Origin of the sequence: Marinobacter nauticus, assembly GCF_003634635.1 — a bacterium.
Lineage (GTDB): Bacteria > Pseudomonadota > Gammaproteobacteria > Pseudomonadales > Oleiphilaceae > Marinobacter > Marinobacter nauticus.
Map to the genome: position 1 here is coordinate 1,102,298 of NZ_RBJB01000003.1, position 18,429 is coordinate 1,120,726.

The window sequence follows — 18,429 nt, forward strand, 5'->3', positions numbered from 1 at the left end:
TGTGGAGCCAGGGATGGCGGAACACAAGCGCCACAGGGATGTGCCGAAGGAGCGCTTTTTGGAAAGCCAACCCCAACTCGGCACCGACTCCACACTTGGCAGGCTTCTAAATCAGCAGGCCTCCAAAGGCGCATAAGCCAAAACAAGCCACTTGGCGCCCTCATCGAAATTCACCTGCACCCGCGTATGATGCCCCGTACCCTCGGAGTTCATCACGATACCCTCGCCAAACTTGGGATGGCGCACCCGCTGCCCCAGGCTGAAACCGGACTGCTGGGCCGAATCCTGGGCAAACAGACTCTCATTCGGTCGCTCCACCATCGCCGGCCGCGTCACCGTATTACGCAACCGCACCTCCTGCAGGCAGTCCCCCGGGATCTCCCGCACAAACCGGGACAGTGCGTGAAACTTCTCCTGACCATACAACCGACGGGATTCCGCGTAAGTAAGTACCAGCTTCTTCATGGCCCGGGTAATGCCCACATAAGCCAGGCGGCGCTCTTCCTCCATGCGCCCGGGCTCCTCCAGCGACATACTGTGCGGGAACAAACCCTCCTCAACACCTGCCAGGAACACCATCGGAAACTCCAACCCCTTGGCCGAATGCAGCGTCATCAACTGCACACTGTCCTCATGGGCATCGGCCTGTGATTCGCCGGCATCCAGCGCCGCCTGGGCAATAAACTCCGCCAGCGGATCTACGCCTTCTTCTACATCATAATCCGCGAGCGCGCTGACCAGTTCCTCCAGGTTTTCCACCCGGGCCTGACCCTTCTCGCCCTTCTCACTGGCGTGATAATCCTTCAGGCCACTGGACTCAATCGCCTGCTTCATCAGCCCCTGCAGGGACGCGTGGCCAGCCATATCGGATAGCGTGTTGATGATCTCCATAAACTGCTGCAGGCCGGTTTTCGCCCGTCCCTTCACCTGGCCTGCGGCCAGCAACCGCTCGGACGATTCCCACAGGGAAATACCCTGGCCGGTGGCGTATTCACGAATTTCCTGCAGGCTCTTGGCACCAATGCCGCGGGTGGGAATATTCACTACCCGCTCAAAGGCGGCATCGTCCCGGTGGTAATGCACCAGGCGCAGGTAAGCCAGCGCGTTTCGGATTTCCTGACGGTCGTAGAACCGCAACCCGCCGTAAACTCGATAAGGAATACCCTGGCGCATCAGGGCTTCTTCGAGCACCCGGGACTGGGCATTGGAACGATAGAGAATGGCGCACTCGCTGCGCAGATTGCCCTCGCTGACCCAGGCCGAGATGGAATCGGCAATATAATTGGCTTCATCCTGCTCGTTGAACGCGGCGTACAGGCTGATCGGCTCACCTTCCACCCCGTCAGTCCAGAGTTCCTTGCCCAAACGCCCCTGGTTGTTGGCAATCACCGAGTTGGCGGCTTTCAGAATGGTCTTGGTGGAGCGGTAGTTCTGCTCCAGCCGGACCAGCCGGGAATTGGGGAAATCCCGCTGGTACTGCTGGATATTCTCGATCTTCGCGCCCCGCCAGCCGTAGATGGACTGGTCGTCATCGCCCACCACCGTCAGCGGCACCCGGTTGCTGGCCAGCACCTGCAGCCAGGCGTATTGAATGGTGTTGGTGTCCTGGAACTCGTCCACCAGTATGTGCTGGAAGCGCTGCTGGTAGTGACTCAGCAATTCCGGACGATGCAGCCAGAGTTCGTGGGACCGCAGCAACAGTTCGCCAAAATCCACCAGGCCGCCCTGCTGGCAGAGCTTCTCGTACTGGCGGTAGATCTTCAGCATGGTATTGGTGAAGTGATCGCCCGGATTCTCCTGAATATGATCCGCCCGCAAGCCCTCATCTTTCTGGCTGTTGATAAACCACTGGGCCTGTTTCGGCGGCCACTGGCTTTCATCAATGCGGTTTTCCCGCATCACCCGCTTGATCAGCCGCAACTGATCGTCGCTGTCCAACACCTGGAAGTTTTCCGGCAAGCCGGCGTCTTTCCAGTGGGAACGAAGCAAACGATGGGCAATTCCGTGGAAGGTGCCGATCCACAGACCACGGGTGGGAATCTGCATCATCTGCTCCACGCGATAACGCATTTCCTTGGCGGCCTTGTTGGTGAAAGTCACCGCCAGAATGGACGTGGGCGGCACCCGGTCAACCGACATCAACCATGCCATCCGGTGCACCAGCACTCGGGTTTTGCCACTGCCGGCACCGGCCAGCACCAGCAAATGGTCGTTCTGCGCCGTCACCGCTTCGCGCTGGGCGTCGTTCAGGGAATCAATAATATGAGAGACATCCATGGAGCAAGGCTTCATTACTGGTTAAATTTACAGCCCAGTATACCAGCCAAGAGCCCGGCTGCCTCCCCTGGCACAAACTACCCCCTCAAGAGTATATACAGGCCAATTCAAGGCTCTAGGCTTAAAGAGACAGCCAGTGTGGCCGATACAGCACTTAACACACTGACACATTAATTCTGTGTCATGCGTTCAAAAAACAACCTACACTCGCGCCGTTCAGAGTTGTGGGCCACGCATACAGGGATTTCATACATGCTTTCATCTCTCAAAATCTCACACAAACTCGCGCTGCTGGTGATTGTAGCCGTGGTGGCTTTCGTAGTGAGCCAGGCCTTTTCCATCATCACGGAACGAAACAACTCGGAACGACTGGGTGAGGTGCGCAACCAGCTCTATCCGTCCCTGGAACTCTCCACCATCAACCGGGGTCTGCTGCAACTCATCGAAAACCAGATCAACAGCGCCGTGACCACGGGCGACGATCAGCAGATCGCGGCTACCCGAGAGCAACTCGCCGAGATTATTGAGAATCTTGACCGCATTGCCCAGCTTAACCCGAGCCAGCAGAGCGACGTAAAAGCGCTGAAATCCGAGCTGAACGGCTACTACAGCACCGCCACGCGCATCGCCACCGCGATTATCGAGGGCACCGCCGATTTCAGTCGCATAGGCCAGGAAGCATCCGCCAACGCCGAGCGCCTGGCGGGCTTGCGCTCGGATCTCGACCAGATGCGTAATGCCATGGAGAGCCGCCTGACCCAGGCCATCGACGACACCACGGCGGCCAGCAGCGAAGCCGCTACCGTCTCCGTGACGATCGTGGTGGTCGCCCTGGTTGTCCTGATTGCACTGAGCCTGATTATCGGTCGATCGGTCTCCGGCAGCCTGCAGCAAATCATCAGTTCCCTGCGGAACATGGCTTCTGGCGAAGGCGATCTGACCTCCCGCATCGAGTACACCGGCAAGGATGAACTCCGGGATCTGGTGGACCAGTTCAACCGCTTTGTTGAAAAACTGCATAAATCCTTTGCCACCATCCAGCAGGACATCGGTGAGCTTAACGGCGTCGCCACTCATCTGGGCAGCACCAGCCGCACCAATCTTGAACGCATCAGCCAGCAGGCCCAGGCCATCTCCTCCACCCGCAATTCCGTGGAAGAGCTGGTAAAAAGCGTTGAGGAAGTGGCGGGCTTTGCCTCCAGCGCCTCTGACCAGACCCAGGACGCATCCAAGTTTGCGACCACCGGGCAACAGAAGGTCGAGGGCAACATACAGACCATCCAGCGACTGATGGCAGAAATCGAGAACACTGCCAGCCTGGTCAACCAGTTCGACGAGTTCTCCGTGAAGGTGGGCGGTCTGCTGGAAACCATTCAGACCGTGGCCGAGCAGACCAACCTGCTGGCCCTGAATGCCGCCATTGAAGCCGCCCGCGCCGGTGAACACGGCCGTGGCTTTGCCGTGGTCGCAGATGAAGTACGCGGCCTGGCGGTGCGCACCCACAAGGCCACCGAAGAAATCCAGCAGGTGATTTCAGAACTCTCCAAAGCCTCCGGCGCCGCCGTGCATTCCATGCAAGGCAGCGTAGACATGGCCAGGCAGGGCGTGGATGCGACCACCGAGTCTGGCGAGGTCCTGCGCAAGATTCTCGAGAACGTTCAGCAGATCAGCGAGCTGAACGAGCAGATTGCCGCGGCCACCTATGAGCAGAGCACCACCTTCAGCGAAGTCACTGGCCATATGGGCGACATGCATCGCAACGCCGAGGCCGTGATGGAAAGCACCGATGAGCTGGATACGGTCAGCCGCAAGATCCAGGACGTCAGTAATGGCTTGCAGAGCGTGGCCGGGCAGTTCCGCGTTTAAGTAAAACCCCAGAAAAAGGAAACTCCTGATGAAAAAACTGTTTACTGCAGCGCCCCTGGCGCTCGCCATTGCCGCGACCCCGGCTCTGGCACAGAGTACCGAGGACACCCTCGAGCGCATGCAGCAGCAGCTGAATGCCATGCAACAACAGCTGAACTCCGCGAAAGACACCGGCATTCGCTTCAACGGCTTTTTCAGCACCGGTTTCGCCCGGGCCAGCAACGATGCCGGTTACGCCGGAATCACCGACGAATCCGAAGTGGCGGATCTGAGCCTGTTCGCCCTGCAGGGCACCTTTGACGTCACACAGAAAAGCCAGATCGTGATGCAACTGGTCGGCCGGGGTGAAGATGACTGGGAACCCCAGGTGGAGTGGGCCTACCTGAGCCACCGCCCCACCAACAACCTGCAGATTCGGGCCGGCAAGATGCGGATTCCGTTCTTCATGTACTCCGACTCCCTGGAAGTCGGCTACGCCCAGCCGTGGGCCCGCCCGCCCCAGAGTGTGTATGGCCCGATTGCCGTGACCAGCTATGTCGGTGCGGATGCCAGCTACAACCTGAATTTCGACAACTCCTCGCTGACCGCGACCGGCTTCACCGGCTTTACCGATGAAGATGGCAACTCCGGCGATGTGCAGTTGCGCAATGTCGCTGGCGTGAACCTGACCTGGACCGACTACGTTTGGACCCTGCGTGGTGTGGCGGCGACCGCCGAGGCGGATATTGATGCGACCCGGCTTGGCGCACTGGCAGCCCAAAGCGGCATTACCCTTCCGCCCGGCATTACTCAACTTGCCGACGGTGATCGCGGTAACTTCTTCGGCCTAGGCGCCAGCTACGACGACGGCAGCTGGCAGATCATCGGTGAAGTCACCCGCGTTGAAGTGGATGGCAAGTTTGCCGATACCGATTCTGCTTACCTGTCTGTGGGCCATCGGTTTGGCAGCTGGACACCTTACGTTGCAGCCGGCTGGACCGAGAGCAAGGATGACGACGAGCGCACCGGTTTCTTCATCCCCGGCGCCGTCCCCGAGTCCATCCTGAACTATCAGCGCAACGAATACAGCATCGGTACCCGCTGGGACATTACTCCGGGCGTGGCCATCAAGGCGGACATCACTCATGTGCGCGGGCTTGAGAAAGGTTATGGCAATCTGAACACGGCCTACATGCTGGCGGAAGACCCGGACAGCACCAACGTTTACACTGTCAAAATCGACTCGGCATTCTAAGGAGGCCCCATGAAAAAGCTTAGCCTGTTGTTTGCGGCCAGCTTGCTGGCAAGCCCCCTGGCCCTGGCTGAAGTCGTGGTGATCGGCAACCCGTCCGGCCCGGACAGCATCAGCGCCAACGAAGTACGGGATCTGTATCTGAACCGCAGCAAAGCCCTGCCAAATGGCCAGAGCGCGAAGCCGTTTGAACTCCCGGAAGGCAACGCCACCCGTGCCGAATTCCATGACAAGGTGACCGGCCGTAACGACGCCCAACTGAAGGCCTTCTGGTCCCAGCAGGTGTTCACCGGTCGTGGTCAGCCTCCGGCGGAAGCCGGCAGTGCTTCGGGCATGAAGGCCCAGGTCGCCTCCACACCAGGCGCCATCGGCTACATCGATTCCGCGGATGTGGACGACAGTGTCAAGGTTATCCTGACGCCCTGATCACAGCCGTGCAGAACGCAAAAAAGGCGAGCCGAAGCTCGCCTTTTTGCTGTTTGAAGGCCGGCTGCCTAGAAACCTCTCGGCACGGTTTGGGCTTCCACGAATTCAAACAGCCCTTCCAGACCACCTTCCCGGCCAATACCCGAGGCTTTCATACCGCCAAACGGCGCCTCCGGTGTCGGCCCGGTGCCGGTGTTCCAGCCCACGTGACCAAACCGCAGGCCGGCAGCCACCCGCTGGGCACGTTCGGCATCGGCAGTGAACACGTACGAGGCCAGGCCAAACTCCGTGTCGTTACCGGCATCAATGACTTCTTCCTCAGTCCGGAACAGCGCCATGGGCACCAACGGACCGAAGGTCTCCTCCTGGTAACAGCACATCTCCCGGTCCACGCCCTGCACCACCGTGGGTGGGAAAAACAGGCCATCACCCAGTTCCGCTGGCTGTTTGCCAGCCACCAGGCTGGCGCCCTTGTCGAGGGCGTCCTGCAGGTGCCGCTTCACCTTGTCGAAGCCCTGCTTGTTGATCAAGGGCCCAATGTCGATGCCATCGTTCATGCCGTCGCCGACGGTCATCTTGTTCACACGTTCGGCCAGCTTCTGACCAAAGGCATCCGCCACCTTCTCGTGCACAAAAATCCGGTTGGCGCAGACACAGGTCTGGCCGCCACCGCGGAATTTGTTGGCAATCAGGTTATCGGCGGCGGCCTCCAGGTCGGCATCGTCAAAGACGATGAACGGGGCATTACCACCCAGCTCCAGTGCCAGCTTCTTAACCTGCTCGGCGGTGTCCACGATCAGTTTTCGGCCCACTTCGGTAGAGCCCGTGAAACTGAGCATGGGTACATCTTTATGTTCACACAGCACCTTGCCGATCACGCTGGCCTTACCCATCACCAGGTTGACCATGCCATCCGGCAGGTCGAGTTTATCCATCACGCTGAAAAAGGCGATCATGGTCAGCGGCGTCTCGCTGGCCGGCTTGATGACCGAGGGGCAACCCGCCGCCAGGGCCGCCGACAACTTCTTGGCGATCATGCCAATGGGAAAGTTCCAGGGCACAATCAGCCCGGTTACGCCCACAGGCCGATAGTGAACCGTCCAGGTGCAATCCTTGGGCTTTTCCGGAATCGTGTGGGAATCAAGAGCGCTGATGTGCTTGGCACAGTAATCGAAGAAACCGGCGGCGTAATCCACCTCGCCCTGGGCTTCCTTCCAGGGCTTGCCATGCTCCATACACAGGATGCGGCCAATCTCTTCGCGGTTTTCTTTCAGGCCGTCACGAATATCCTCCAGCCACTTGCGGCGGGTTTCAATCGGCCAGGGATTGGTGAGCCGGAGCGCTGATTGTCCAGCCTCCACCGCTGCCACAACATCTTCCTCCGGCATCGACGGCACTTTGGCAATCACCGAGCCGGTGGCCGGGTTGTAAACGTCGAACGTGGCACCGCCGGCAGAGTCTTTCCAGCGCCCGCCAATGTAGCCTGTGAGGTTTTCCAGTAGTGGTGACTCGATCATCTCGGCTCCTCTTGCATGACTGGTGACGCCCCGGACCGGGGCGGAGTTCATAAGCAACGCGTGCCTTTCATAGTGGATCCTGAGTAGCGGCCTGTAAAGTCAGGGGGAGATTTCCTGGCCGTCATTTTTGACCCGGGCGGGTGACTGCCTATACTCGAAGGAGAGTTTTTACAGGCTCTCCCTGACACCCCAAGGAGACGGATTCATGAAAGCATTTTTTCATCCGACGCAGGACCTGCACATCCCGAAGACGTATTTCACCCGAGGCCAGATGCGCCAGCCTCAGGAGGTGCCTGATCGCACCGGCCAGATGCTTGAAGGCCTGAAAGCCATGGGCATCCCGGTACTGCAGCCGGCCGACCAGGGCGCCGGCCCGATCTCCAAGGTGCACGACCTGGGTTACCTGCGATTCCTCGAATCCGCCCACCGGCGCTGGATGGAAATGGAAGACTGGGGCGACGAGGTAATGTCGAATATTTTCGTACGTTCCCCCAACGCCATGCGGGGCATCCTGGCAGAAGCCGCCTGTTACCTGGCAGACGGCAGCTGCCCCATTGGCGAGAATACCTGGAAAGCGGCCTACTGGTCGGCCCAGACCGCCCTGGGTGCCGCCGACGCGCTGATCGCCGGAGAGCGCAACGCCTACGCTGTGTGCAGGCCACCAGGCCATCACGCCCGCAAGGACGCCGCCGGTGGATTCTGCTACCTGAACAACGCCGCCATCGCGGCCGAGCACCTGAAGAGCCGGTTCCCGCGAACGGTGATCCTGGACACCGACATGCATCATGGCCAGGGCATTCAGGAGATCTTCTACGACCGCAGCGACGTGCTGTACATCTCCATCCACGGCGACCCCACCAACTTTTATCCGGTGGTCAGCGGCTTCGAGGACGAACGTGGGGAAGGCGAAGGCTATGGCTACAACATCAACCTGCCCATGCCCCACGGCTCCAGCGAGGAGGATTTCTTCGCCAAACTGGATGAAGCCGTGGCCGCCATTCGCCTGTACCAGCCGGATGTGCTGATCCTGACCCTGGGCTTCGATATCTACAAGAACGACCCGCAGGCGAAAGTATCGGTGACTTCCGAAGGCTTCTGCCGGCTGAGCACGCACCTTCGTCAGCTGGGCTTACCCACGCTGGTGGTGCAGGAAGGCGGGTATGATCTGGACGCCCTCAGCGAGAACGTCCAGCAGTTTTTCAAGGGGTTGGAGGGCTGATCAGACCGCCGGGGCATACACCTTGATATTGCCATGCCCCTCAGCCTTCAGGTGGCCGGCGTGCATGCGGCTCATGGTGCCCCGGTCACAGTACAGCAGGTACTGGCGGTTGCCCGGCAGTTCCGCCACCTGCTGATTCAGCTCGTAGAAAGGAATTTTGAGCACATCGTTGTTTGTCAGGGTCAGTGGCGAGCGCTCTTCTTCAGACGGGTGGCGAACGTCGATAATCACGTCGTCTACCGACGGCGTCTGGATCAACTCCACCTCTTCCGGCGTCTGGGTGCTGTCCAGGAGCTGGCTGACCATGGTGTCGGTACGGTTAGCGATGGCATCGGCCAGGGCGGCCGGGTCCATGTTCGCCTCTTCTTCCTCCACCCGATGCAACCTGGCGCGGGTGACCGGCTTGCTGGAAATCACGCCGCAATACTCCGGCATGCTGCGGGCAAAGGGCTCGGTACCGATGTCCTTGGCAATTCGAATGATTTCCTGCTTGTCCATGGCAATCAGCGGGCGCAGCACCACCTCGTCACTGGCACGGTCCACCACATTCAGGTTGGTCAGGGTCTGGCTGGAGACCTGAGCCACCGCATCGCCCATGACCAGACCCGAAGCGTTGTAATCCCGGGCGATCTCGGCAGCCGCCTTGAGCATCATCCGCTTGAGCACCACGCCCCAGTGGCGATGGTTGACCGAGCGCATGATCTCGGCGACCACACCCTCAAATGGCACAGAAATAAACTTGACGTTGTGGGACGAACCATAACGCTCCCACAGGTAGTGAGCCACCTGGCGCACGCCCACTTCATGGGCCGCACCGCCCAGGTTAAAGAACAGATAATGACTGCGAATACCACGGCGCATCATCAGGTAGGCAGCCACCGACGAGTCGTAGCCGCCGGAAATCAGCGTCATCACCGTTTCTACCGTCCCCAGCGGATAACCGCCAAGACCCTCGTGGCGACGATGGGCAATATGGTAGCTGTCGTCCTTTACCTCAATACGAACTTCCAAATCCGGTGATTTCAGATCTACGCCTTTGGCGCCGGAGCCCTGCAACAACGCCGCACCCACCAAACGCTCCAGGTCAATGGAACGGAAATCATGATCGCCATGGCGGCGGGCGCGAACGGCAAACGTCTTGCCTTTCAGGCGTTCGGCATAGGCCTGCACCGCCTTTTCGCCCACATCGTCAAGATCGACAAACGGAAACACCCCGATCTCCTGAATGGTCGAGATGCCGGGAATGCGCACCAGCTCATCAATGACCGGGCCGGCAAGGCTGCGGCCATCGGGCACATCCACATCCACCCGGTCCCAGCTGCCATCCACACGGATCTCCTGATCCAGCCGGGCCAGTAATTTACGGATATTCTGCCGCAACTGGCGCATCTGCTGCTGGCGAACGGGTTTACTCTTGATAGCCACTTCCGGGGCGGGACGAATCAGCAATTTCATAAAAAAGACTTTGATCGGAATAACGTCGGGTGGCGTAAAAGCCAGAAAGGCCTTAGTGTACCCTTTCGCCAGACTGGCTCAAAATCCGTCATTGCCGAAACCATCAGGAGCTTCACCAACGATGACTGAAACCACCATGAATGCCCTGGTCTCCCCCGAGGGCAGCCTCGAGATCCTTTCCAACTACGAGGTAAACCGGCTCAAGGACAAGAGCGAGGGTGGTCTGTATCGCCTGTTCCGTCAGTGTGCGCTGGCCGTGCTGAATACGGGCGTCGAAACCGACGACTGTAAGGAATTGATGGAAGCCCACGCCGATTTCGATGTACGGCTGGTGCCCCAGCCCCGGGGGCTGAAACTGGAGCTGATCAATGCGCCCGGCCACGCCTTTGTGGACGGCGAAATGCTACGTGCCATCCGGGAGCACCTGTTTTCTGTACTGCGCGATATCGTTTACAGCCATTCCCTGCCCAACAGCGTGGCCGGTTTCCGCAAAGACAACCCCGAAGACCTCACCAACCTGGTGTTCCACATTCTGCGCAACGCCAGGGTACTGGAGGCGGGGCGTCAGCCAGACCTGGTGGTGTGCTGGGGCGGCCATTCCATCAGCCACGACGAATACCAGTACAGCAAGGATGTGGGGCACCAGTTGGGGCTGCGCGGCCTGAGCATCTGCACCGGTTGCGGCCCGGGCGCCATGAAAGGCCCAATGAAAGGCGCCACCATCGGCCACGCCAAGCAACGGGTGAAGAATGGCCGTTACATCGGCATTACTGAGCCGGGCATTATCGGTGCCGAGGCGCCGAACCCGATTGTAAACGAGCTGGTGATCATGCCGGATATCGAGAAGCGTCTCGAGGCCTTTGTTCGCTGTGGCCATGGTGTGATTGTATTCCCGGGCGGCGTGGGCACCGCAGAGGAGATTCTGTACCTGCTCGGCATTCTGCTGCACCCGGACAACGTTGACCTGCCTTTCCCGGTGGTGTTTACCGGCCGCCAGGAAAATGCCGAATACTTCGAAATGATCGACAAGTTTATCCGCAACGCCCTGGGCGATGAGGCTGCCAGCAAATACGAGATCATCATCGATGATCCGATACGGGTCGCCCAGACCATGAAGCAGGGCATGAAAGACGTGGAGACCTTCCGCCGCGCCATGCAGGATGCCTACTACTTCAACTGGATGCTGAAGATAGATCCGGTATTCCAGCTACCGTTCGAGCCGAACCATGACAACATGCGGGCCCTGGAACTGCATCGCGATCAACCGGTTCACCTGATTGCGGCGAATCTGCGCAAAGCGTTCAGCGGGATTGTGGCGGGTAACGTGAAGGAAAGCGGAATCCGGCAGGTGCAGGAGAAAGGGCCGTTTGAAATTGCCGGCGACCCGACGCTGATCAAGCCTCTGGAGGCCATGCTGGAGCAGTTCGTGGCGCAGAACCGGATGAAGCTACCCGGATCCTCAGCCTACCGTCCGAGCTATCGCATTGTCAGTGGTGCGGCCTGAGCCGCAACACTGACAAACACAACGTCTTACTTGCCGCCGTCGGCCGGCAGGCTGGCGTAGTAAGCTGCCAGGTTGGCAATGTCAGCATCGCTCAGGGCTGTGGCCTGACCCTGCATCACCGGAGCCTGTCCACCCTGACGCTGGCCTGCCTTGTACGCCTTCAGAGCTGCAACCAGGTACTGCTCTTTCTGGCCAGCCAGGTTCGGATAGATGGGCACCTGAGAGATACCGTTCTGGCCATGGCACGCGGCACAAACGGCGGCCTTGGCCTTACCAGCTTCGATGTCACCCGCGGCCATGGAAGCGACCGGTACCATCGCGCCAGCTGCGAACAGGCCCGCTACTGCAAGATGCTTCAGATTCATTGTGTTAACCCTCTCATCGTTTTAACGTTCACATTCCGGCATAAAACCGGTCAGTAACTCAGGTTTCACTTATAGCACACCCGCCCGTGAGCTCAAATGTGATAGATCAAGGACTTTCGTGCGACCATAGTCCTCTTTTACGCCTGAGCGTAGTGAACGACAGTACGAACAAACCACAAATACCCAATCAGAGATACCACCGGAGAACCAAGCCATGCCAGTTGAGGTACAGGAGCTCCCCTGCCGGGAAGGACACATCGGCCTGCTCACCCTGAACGAGCCGGGCACACTCAATGCCCTGACCGAGGAAATGGTCAACCAGGCGCAGCAGGCGCTGGCGCAATGGGCCGAGGATTCCCGTATCTGCCTGGTGGTTCTGCAGGGGGCGGGAGACCGGGCGTTCTGTGCCGGAGGCAACATCCGGGCCCTGTACCCGGCACTGACCGGCGATGGCGATAAAGCCGCACCCGCGCGGTTCTTTGCGGCGGAATACCGTCTCGACTTTACCCTGCACCGGTTCCCCAAGCCGGTGGTGGGCATGGCCGGCGGCATTGTCATGGGCGGGGGCCTGGGCTTGCTGGCGGCCTGCCGTTACCGGTTAATCTACCCGAATGTCACCATGGCAATGCCCGAGATCAGCATCGGTCTGTTCCCCGATGTGGGCGCGAGCTGGTTCCTGAACCGTCTCCCGGGCCGGCTCGGATTGTTTATGGGTCTGACTGGCGCTCGACTGAATGTCGCCGACGCCTTGCGAGTGGGCCTGGCTGATATGGTGATCGAAGCAGACCAGAGCAGCGCCCTGCTTGAGCGGCTGCAGGAGGAACGCTGGAGCGGTGAAACCGCCGCCGACGACAACCGCCTGTTCCGCCTGCTGAACCAGCTGGAAGCGCTGGATTACCGCACGCTGGCTCCGGGGCACCTGGAACAGCACGAACAGACCATCGCACGCCTGAGTGCAGGCGATGAGCTACCAGCCATCGTTGAAAAACTGGGGAATTCGGAGAGTACCGACCCCTGGTGGCAGGCGTGCATCCATACCCTGAAGACCGGCTGCCCGGTCACCGCCTGGCTGATCTGGCACCAGATACAGAAAGGCCAGCAGATGTCGTTGAAAGATGTGTTCCGTATGGAACTGGCCATGGCCGAAGAGTGCACCCGGAGACCCGATCTGGCCGAGGGCATTCGCGCCCTGCTGGTAGACAAGGACCGCTCCCCAGAGTGGTCTTACGCCTCGGTTGCCGAAGTGCCGCAAGAGGTGGTTGAACGGCATTTTCAGCCGGTGTGGGATGACACGACCGACCCAATGATGCTGGACAGCCTCTGAATCAGCGGGCGGCGCCCGCCTGCACCAGCAGCATTTCAAGATCCTGATTTTTGCTGGCGCGGGCAAGATCCAGAGCGGTGGTGCCATCCGCCCGGCGATAGTGCACATCGGCACCGGCCGCTAGCAGCATCTCGGCGGTCAGAAGGTCACCGCTGGCCACCACTTTCATCAACAGGGATTCGCCACCCTGGCTGACGTTCACGTTGGCGCCCGCCGCCAGCAAGGCCCGGACCACCGCAAGATGACCATTTTCAGCAGCCTGGATAACCGCGGTATTGCCGTCGGCACTGCGTGCATTCACCTCTGCGCCCGCAGCCAGTAACAACCGGACAATGCGGCGGTTACCGTTGGTGGCAGCCACCATAAGCGGAGTTTGCTCCGCTCTGGCCTGGGCATCCGGCCTTACCCCCCTGGACAGCAGCTCAAGTACCGCCCGATCCTCATTGGCGCGCACCGCAGCCATCAGTTCCTCCGGGCCGGCACCGGCCTCTCCGGGTTCAGGTGCTGACCCGGTTGTACTGCATCCGGCCAGCAGCGTCAGTGCCAGGAAAAATACCAGGTGGAAATAGCTGCTCGCGTCCCTGCCCATGTCGGAAGTCTCTTGTTTGCGTTTTGCAGCTATTCTGCTCAGCCAGTCACCGGAATTAAATCGAACCGGTCACAACTCCGTCTCGTTTTGCAGAAGTTCTCGAGCCAGCAACCGCAGCTGCGCCTCTGCATCGCGCTGACCCCGGCACAGGCCGGCCTCCTGCAACTGCACCCAGGACCAGCCCTGCAATACCGCACGACACCAGAGCTTTGCCTCCGGATGGCTTTGAATTCGATGAGCCATACCCTTGCAGGCAGAGAGCTCCTGCAAAACCGGCAAGGTTAGTTCAAAGCCGCGAAAGCCATACGCGAAGTTAGTCAGATCCCGGCGATCATCGTCGTCCAGCCACGCCGATGATGGCAGGGCGTCACAGATGGCCAGCAATAGCTCATGGTCCAGTTGGCACCAATGGCGGGGCACCAGATGTTGCCAGTGTCGGGCGAACCGGCTGTTCAGCTGTTGCTGAAGCTGCCGCCCCGGCTCAGAGGTGCCCATCAGCATTTGCAGGGGAAACTCTCCGGTGGACGCCTCCTGGCTCAGCCCCATACGCACGACGCGCAGGCCGCATCGGTGCCAGAACGCCAACAAACCCGGTTCGCCGCCAAAGCTGGTACCCAATGCATCCATTCCATCCTGAACACAGGCCTCACGGGCAGCCGCCACCAACCGTTGGCCGACCCCAAGCCTGCGTGCCGATTCCGCCACCGCTACGCGGACCACTCGAAGGGTTTTCAGGGTAGCAGCGGCGGGGGCGCCGCCATGATTGGCCAGTGACTGGGCCAGCATATGGCCCCTGAGCCGTCGTTTTCCAGCGACCACCTCTTCAGCCAGATCAGGTGCCAGGCCACCTTCGGTGGATGCCCAGAGCAAGCCGATGGTCCGCCCCTCTGCGCTGGCCCGCCAGGTCATCGCGGCGGGGTCATCCAGCCATTGCCGAAGATCGGCGGGCGTGGTCCGGTAATGGGCATTGACCAGCAGACCAAAGGCCTCCGCCAGGGTCTGTTCGCTGGCCGCGGCAGGTTGCCAGCGTTCAATGTGTACGTCGCCGGCGACGAACGGTTGCGGCTCCGGCGCGTCTGCCGATAACAGATACAGCTGGAAAACCAGTCGCTCCAGCGGGTCGCCCTGCGCCCAGCGAATGGGCTCGCGAACGCTGACGGCGCGCCAGTTCGGAGTTTCCTGCTCCAGAATCTGTCGAAAACGCAAGGCAAAGCCCCGGCCGGTACCTTCATAGCCATGCACCGTACTGGCAAACACCACCCTCGGCCAGCCCAGCAACACGGCTTTCAACCACTGGGCCGGCAAACCCGCCGCTTCATCGACCATGACCACTTCCGCCTCCGGCCGCTGTGACAGCAGTTCCTGTGGCGGCAGAAAGCAAAGTTCGTGACCGGACCGGGTGGTCAGATGGGTCGCCGTATCCAGTGCCAGAGCATCACCCAGTGCCTGCCGGGCGTGAGCGAACAGGGTAGCCACGTTATCAGCCGAAGGTGCCGTTACCAGCACCCGTTTCCGGCCGGTTTCGAGCAAGCGGGCAGCAGCCATGCCAAGGGCCGAAGATTTGCCTCGGCCGCGATCGGCAGTAATCACCAGCGGCCGTCGGCGGCGGCCCTGGCCAGCGCGCACAACGTCGGCAACCAGCGTCTGCTGCTCGGCCGTCTGCCCGGGTTGAAAGCCCGTCCTGACCGGTTCCGGCCGGTTAAGATCAGGCACGCTGGCATCTTCCGCCACAAGCCGAATGACATCGGGATCTTCGGCCAGTATCGCCGCCAACCGGGCAGCAAAGGGATGAGCACTCGTCCGATCCAGCCCGGTTCGGCTATAGTCCGGGTCATCAAAATCCGACCACTGCGCCAACGGCGGCATCAGCCAGAACAGCAACCCACCGGCCCGCAATGTGCCGGACAGTGCCGCAAACGCGTCCGGAGACGTTCCCTCCCAGCCATCCCAGACCAGAACTGGCAACTCCTGCCCCAGTACGCGCTGGTAATCTTTGACACGTATATGGCCAACCCCGGCCATGATCGCATCCTGTTCACGACCGACCCATAGCCCCTGCGCAGCCGACAATTCCGGCAAGATCCCGGCTACCCAGGCGATCGCCGCCTGCCGATCACCCTCAACCAATACCAGCCGGCGATGGCCGCGAGCTGCCAGGATGTGCTGGAACGCGCGCCAGCCTGAGGCGATTGTCTCGGTTTTATCATTCACGTCAATTCGGACCTGCTGGCGATAAGAAGGTATTTGCGCCTGAGTTATGCCGGGATTATGCGGCAGCGCTATCCGCACTACCAGTTGCCCAGTACAATAGCGACCATGCCGAGCGAAACCCAAGCCCCCGACCACCTGTCCTTACCGGATTACCTGACCGACGAGCAGCGCGCCATCATCACGGCCGGTTACGAGCATGCGGTGATTACGGCCGTGGCGGGCAGTGGTAAAACCTCCACGCTGGCCTGGCGCATCCGCTACCTGCTGACCCAGGGCCACGACCCGGACCGGATGCTGGTGCTGATGTTCAACCGCAGCGCCAAGGTAGACTTCGAACGCAAGCTGCAGTCCGTCTGCGAGCAGAGCGGGCTGGCGCTGCCGGAAATCCGTACCTACCACGCCATGGGCCTGCGGCTGTATCGTCGGTTTGTCCGGGAAGGCTATCTGCCGGGCTTTTCGGAAAAGATCCTGACCGAACAGGAGATCGGCTTCCAGGCCTGGTTGCTGACCCGGCGGCTGGCACCGGAGGAACTGGCCGATGAAATCCGCCGCAACAAGAAGGATTTTGTCGAAACCGCCACCGGCTTTATCGACCGGGTCAAAACCGGGCTGGCACCCGCGGAGGTGGTGTTCGAGGAGCTGGGCTACTCCGACAAACACCGCTACCTGATCGACCTGTTCCATTCCTTCGAGCAGTGGCGCAAAAGCGAAAGCCGCATCAGCTATGCCGACATGCTGTATGAGCCGGTGATGGCCATCCACCAGAACCCGCCGTTGCAGCGTCTGGTGGGCAATAAAATGGATCTGATCCTGGTGGACGAATACCAGGACACCAACGAGATCCAGCACCTGCTTCTGCGTTATGTGGCCGGAGACCGTGCCCGGGTAACCGTAGTCGGCGACCCGGACCAGACCATCTACGAGTTCCGGGGTGCCCGGCCCGAGTTCATTCTGCGCAAGTTCAGTGATGAGTTTGAAAGCCCGCTGGAGCAGACCCTCAGCTACACCTTCCGTTACGGCCACCGGGTGGCGCTGCTGGCCAATCACCTGATCTGCCATAATACCGGCCGCCGGGATGTGATGTGCCATTCCCATCCGGGTACCCCCGCCACCGAAATCCATCTGCATCAGGCCGAAAACGATGGCAACCAGGTGCTGGCCATCCTGCAGGGACTGGCGCCGGAACAACAAAGCCAGAGCGCCATCCTGTTCCGGGTCTGGAGCCAGAGCGTGCCGATTGAACTGAAACTGCTGGCATGCCAGATTCCCTACCGGATCGACGCCGGTAAGGGCGCGCTGTTCAGCCGCGAGGTTCAGGCGGTGCAGGCCCTGCTGCTGGTGGTTACCCGTCGGCTCGACAAGCTGGCAGAAAATGACCGACTGGACATTGCCCGCCAGATTCTGAGGTTCCCCCACGTAGGCCTGAAAGAACCGGAACTGGAAAACCTGGCCCGGTTCCTGGCGGCGTTCGACACCGGCTGGCACGAACGGCTGCTCAGTCTGGATTTCGACGCCCTGGCGCCCATGGCGGCCAGAAAGCTGAAAAAACTCGGTGAAGTCCTGCAGCAACTCGACCGCTATCAGGGGCCGGTAGCTGGCCTGATCACCGTCTATGCCGAGCACATGGATCTCTATGAGGGTATTCGCAGTCTCGCACTGACCCATGACAGTGCCGAGGAGCGGATTGATACCATTCAGGGGTTTCGCGACTACCTGAAAAGCCTGGAAGTCAATGCCGACGGGGCCCTGGACCATCTCAGTCTGCTGAAGCAACAGGCCAGCGAACATCGGGACGACGGTGTCCTGCTCTCCACCATTCACCGAACCAAGGGACTGGAATGGCCCGTGGTAATCATTCCCGGCCTGCAGGAGAAATATCTGCCCTATAGCCCGCGTCCCCAGGACGATGCCCGGGCCCTGCTGGAAAGCGAGCGCAGGCTGCTCTACGTGGGCATGACCCGCACCCGCCACCATCTGCACCTGATCACCCGGCCCACCCCGGCCAGCCCGCACCTGGCGGGCGAACAAGGCCCCAGTCGATTCGTTTCCGAACTGTGCTTTGGATTGGCTCAGGAACTCGGCTCCGCGCTGGATACCGGTACTGCCCCAAAAGACCAGCCCCTGAAGCTGGACCACCCGTTAACCCCCGTGAGTCTGCGATACGCTGAACGCGAGGGCGTTCAGCTGGAAAGCGAAGGAACAGTCAGCCCAAACACGGCGGAACCAGTGTGGCATCAGCAGCGTCTGACCCATGCTATCTTTGGCACAGGTGAGGTTATCTCGGAAGATGAAAGCTCGTTCGAGGTCCGGTTTGGCAATGGCGACAGGCTGAATTTCAGTAAAAAAAGCGCGCACCTGTATTTCACGCCAGCGGGTGATTGATCTGTCGCCTGTGAAGGCTGCGTACAAATGCGAAGACGTCGAGAGATGCCAAATTTTGTGTTT

Annotated in this window: 13 protein-coding genes; 7 read left to right on the forward strand and 6 right to left on the reverse strand. The window is 60.2% G+C overall.

Annotation, left to right across the window (positions count from 1 at the left end; all coding sequences use genetic code 11):
* Nucleotides 1-111: 111 nt before the first annotated feature.
* Entirely contained in the window at nucleotides 112-2,277 is a 2,166-nt protein-coding gene (uvrD, locus tag C7436_RS11085; RefSeq protein ID WP_121207851.1) for a DNA helicase II, read from the reverse strand.
* A 252-nt stretch (nucleotides 2,278-2,529) separates the two neighbouring features.
* Here uvrD and C7436_RS11090 point away from each other — a divergent pair, with 252 nt between their 5' ends.
* The 3 genes from C7436_RS11090 to C7436_RS11100 are packed head-to-tail and all read left to right on the forward strand — an operon-like array spanning nucleotide 2,530 to nucleotide 5,800.
* A complete protein-coding gene (locus C7436_RS11090) occupies nucleotides 2,530-4,143 on the forward strand; it encodes a methyl-accepting chemotaxis protein (RefSeq protein ID WP_014422897.1) in 1,614 nt (537 codons plus the stop codon).
* A gap of 28 nt (nucleotides 4,144-4,171) precedes the next feature.
* A complete protein-coding gene (locus C7436_RS11095) occupies nucleotides 4,172-5,377 on the forward strand; it encodes a hypothetical protein (RefSeq protein ID WP_121207852.1) in 1,206 nt (401 codons plus the stop codon).
* A gap of 9 nt (nucleotides 5,378-5,386) precedes the next feature.
* The gene (locus C7436_RS11100) at nucleotides 5,387-5,800 is read left to right on the forward strand and encodes a substrate-binding domain-containing protein (protein ID WP_011787053.1); all 414 of its coding nucleotides are present in this window, start codon (nucleotides 5,387-5,389) and stop codon (nucleotides 5,798-5,800) included.
* Between the two features lie 68 nt (nucleotides 5,801-5,868).
* Here C7436_RS11100 and C7436_RS11105 read toward each other — a convergent pair whose 3' ends face one another.
* Nucleotides 5,869-7,317, reverse strand: coding sequence for an NAD-dependent succinate-semialdehyde dehydrogenase (locus C7436_RS11105; protein WP_011787054.1), 1,449 nt, complete (start codon nucleotides 7,315-7,317; stop codon nucleotides 5,869-5,871).
* 205 nt (nucleotides 7,318-7,522) lie between these two features.
* Between C7436_RS11105 and C7436_RS11110 the strand changes: the two genes are divergently transcribed.
* Complete coding sequence (locus tag C7436_RS11110; RefSeq protein WP_023012097.1) at nucleotides 7,523-8,536, forward strand: histone deacetylase family protein; 1,014 nt, start codon at nucleotides 7,523-7,525, stop codon at nucleotides 8,534-8,536.
* Here C7436_RS11110 and thiI read toward each other — a convergent pair whose 3' ends face one another.
* Nucleotides 8,537-9,991: a tRNA uracil 4-sulfurtransferase ThiI gene (gene thiI, locus C7436_RS11115; protein WP_121207853.1), complete on the reverse strand. Its 1,455-nt coding sequence runs from the start codon at nucleotides 9,989-9,991 to the stop codon at nucleotides 8,537-8,539.
* 121 nt (nucleotides 9,992-10,112) lie between these two features.
* Here thiI and ppnN point away from each other — a divergent pair, with 121 nt between their 5' ends.
* On the forward strand, nucleotides 10,113-11,495 hold the full coding sequence (ppnN, locus tag C7436_RS11120; RefSeq protein ID WP_011787057.1) for a nucleotide 5'-monophosphate nucleosidase PpnN: 1,383 nt from the start codon (nucleotides 10,113-10,115) through the stop codon (nucleotides 11,493-11,495).
* 26 nt (nucleotides 11,496-11,521) lie between these two features.
* Here ppnN and C7436_RS11125 read toward each other — a convergent pair whose 3' ends face one another.
* Complete coding sequence (locus tag C7436_RS11125; RefSeq protein ID WP_011787058.1) at nucleotides 11,522-11,860, reverse strand: c-type cytochrome; 339 nt, start codon at nucleotides 11,858-11,860, stop codon at nucleotides 11,522-11,524.
* 214 nt (nucleotides 11,861-12,074) lie between these two features.
* Between C7436_RS11125 and C7436_RS11130 the strand changes: the two genes are divergently transcribed.
* On the forward strand, nucleotides 12,075-13,184 hold the full coding sequence (locus tag C7436_RS11130) for an enoyl-CoA hydratase/isomerase family protein (protein ID WP_011787059.1): 1,110 nt from the start codon (nucleotides 12,075-12,077) through the stop codon (nucleotides 13,182-13,184).
* A gap of 1 nt (nucleotide 13,185) precedes the next feature.
* Here C7436_RS11130 and C7436_RS11135 read toward each other — a convergent pair whose 3' ends face one another.
* Complete coding sequence (locus C7436_RS11135; RefSeq protein WP_121207854.1) at nucleotides 13,186-13,773, reverse strand: ankyrin repeat domain-containing protein; 588 nt, start codon at nucleotides 13,771-13,773, stop codon at nucleotides 13,186-13,188.
* Nucleotides 13,774-13,842: 69 nt separating this feature from the next.
* Nucleotides 13,843-15,984 carry a tRNA(Met) cytidine acetyltransferase TmcA gene (locus tag C7436_RS11140; protein WP_121207855.1) on the reverse strand — a complete coding sequence of 714 codons (2,142 nt, stop codon included), beginning with the start codon at nucleotides 15,982-15,984 and terminating at the stop codon, nucleotides 13,843-13,845.
* A 57-nt stretch (nucleotides 15,985-16,041) separates the two neighbouring features.
* Between C7436_RS11140 and C7436_RS11145 the strand changes: the two genes are divergently transcribed.
* Nucleotides 16,042-18,366, forward strand: coding sequence for an ATP-dependent helicase (locus tag C7436_RS11145; RefSeq protein WP_121207856.1), 2,325 nt, complete (start codon nucleotides 16,042-16,044; stop codon nucleotides 18,364-18,366).
* The last annotated feature ends 63 nt before the right edge of the window (nucleotides 18,367-18,429 follow it).

Coding starts and splice junctions, on each gene's coding strand:
- C7436_RS11145 (WP_121207856.1), top strand. CDS start 16,042: ATGCGGCAGCGCTATCCGCACTACCAGTTGCCCAGTACAATAGCGACC.
- C7436_RS11100 (WP_011787053.1), top strand. CDS start 5,387: ATGAAAAAGCTTAGCCTGTTGTTTGCGGCCAGCTTGCTGGCAAGCCCC.
- C7436_RS11130 (WP_011787059.1), top strand. CDS start 12,075: ATGCCAGTTGAGGTACAGGAGCTCCCCTGCCGGGAAGGACACATCGGC.
- uvrD (WP_121207851.1), bottom strand. CDS start 2,277: ATGGATGTCTCTCATATTATTGATTCCCTGAACGACGCCCAGCGCGAA.
- C7436_RS11095 (WP_121207852.1), top strand. CDS start 4,172: ATGAAAAAACTGTTTACTGCAGCGCCCCTGGCGCTCGCCATTGCCGCG.
- ppnN (WP_011787057.1), top strand. CDS start 10,113: ATGACTGAAACCACCATGAATGCCCTGGTCTCCCCCGAGGGCAGCCTC.
- C7436_RS11125 (WP_011787058.1), bottom strand. CDS start 11,860: ATGAATCTGAAGCATCTTGCAGTAGCGGGCCTGTTCGCAGCTGGCGCG.
- C7436_RS11135 (WP_121207854.1), bottom strand. CDS start 13,773: ATGGGCAGGGACGCGAGCAGCTATTTCCACCTGGTATTTTTCCTGGCA.
- C7436_RS11105 (WP_011787054.1), bottom strand. CDS start 7,317: ATGATCGAGTCACCACTACTGGAAAACCTCACAGGCTACATTGGCGGG.
- C7436_RS11090 (WP_014422897.1), top strand. CDS start 2,530: ATGCTTTCATCTCTCAAAATCTCACACAAACTCGCGCTGCTGGTGATT.
- thiI (WP_121207853.1), bottom strand. CDS start 9,991: ATGAAATTGCTGATTCGTCCCGCCCCGGAAGTGGCTATCAAGAGTAAA.
- C7436_RS11110 (WP_023012097.1), top strand. CDS start 7,523: ATGAAAGCATTTTTTCATCCGACGCAGGACCTGCACATCCCGAAGACG.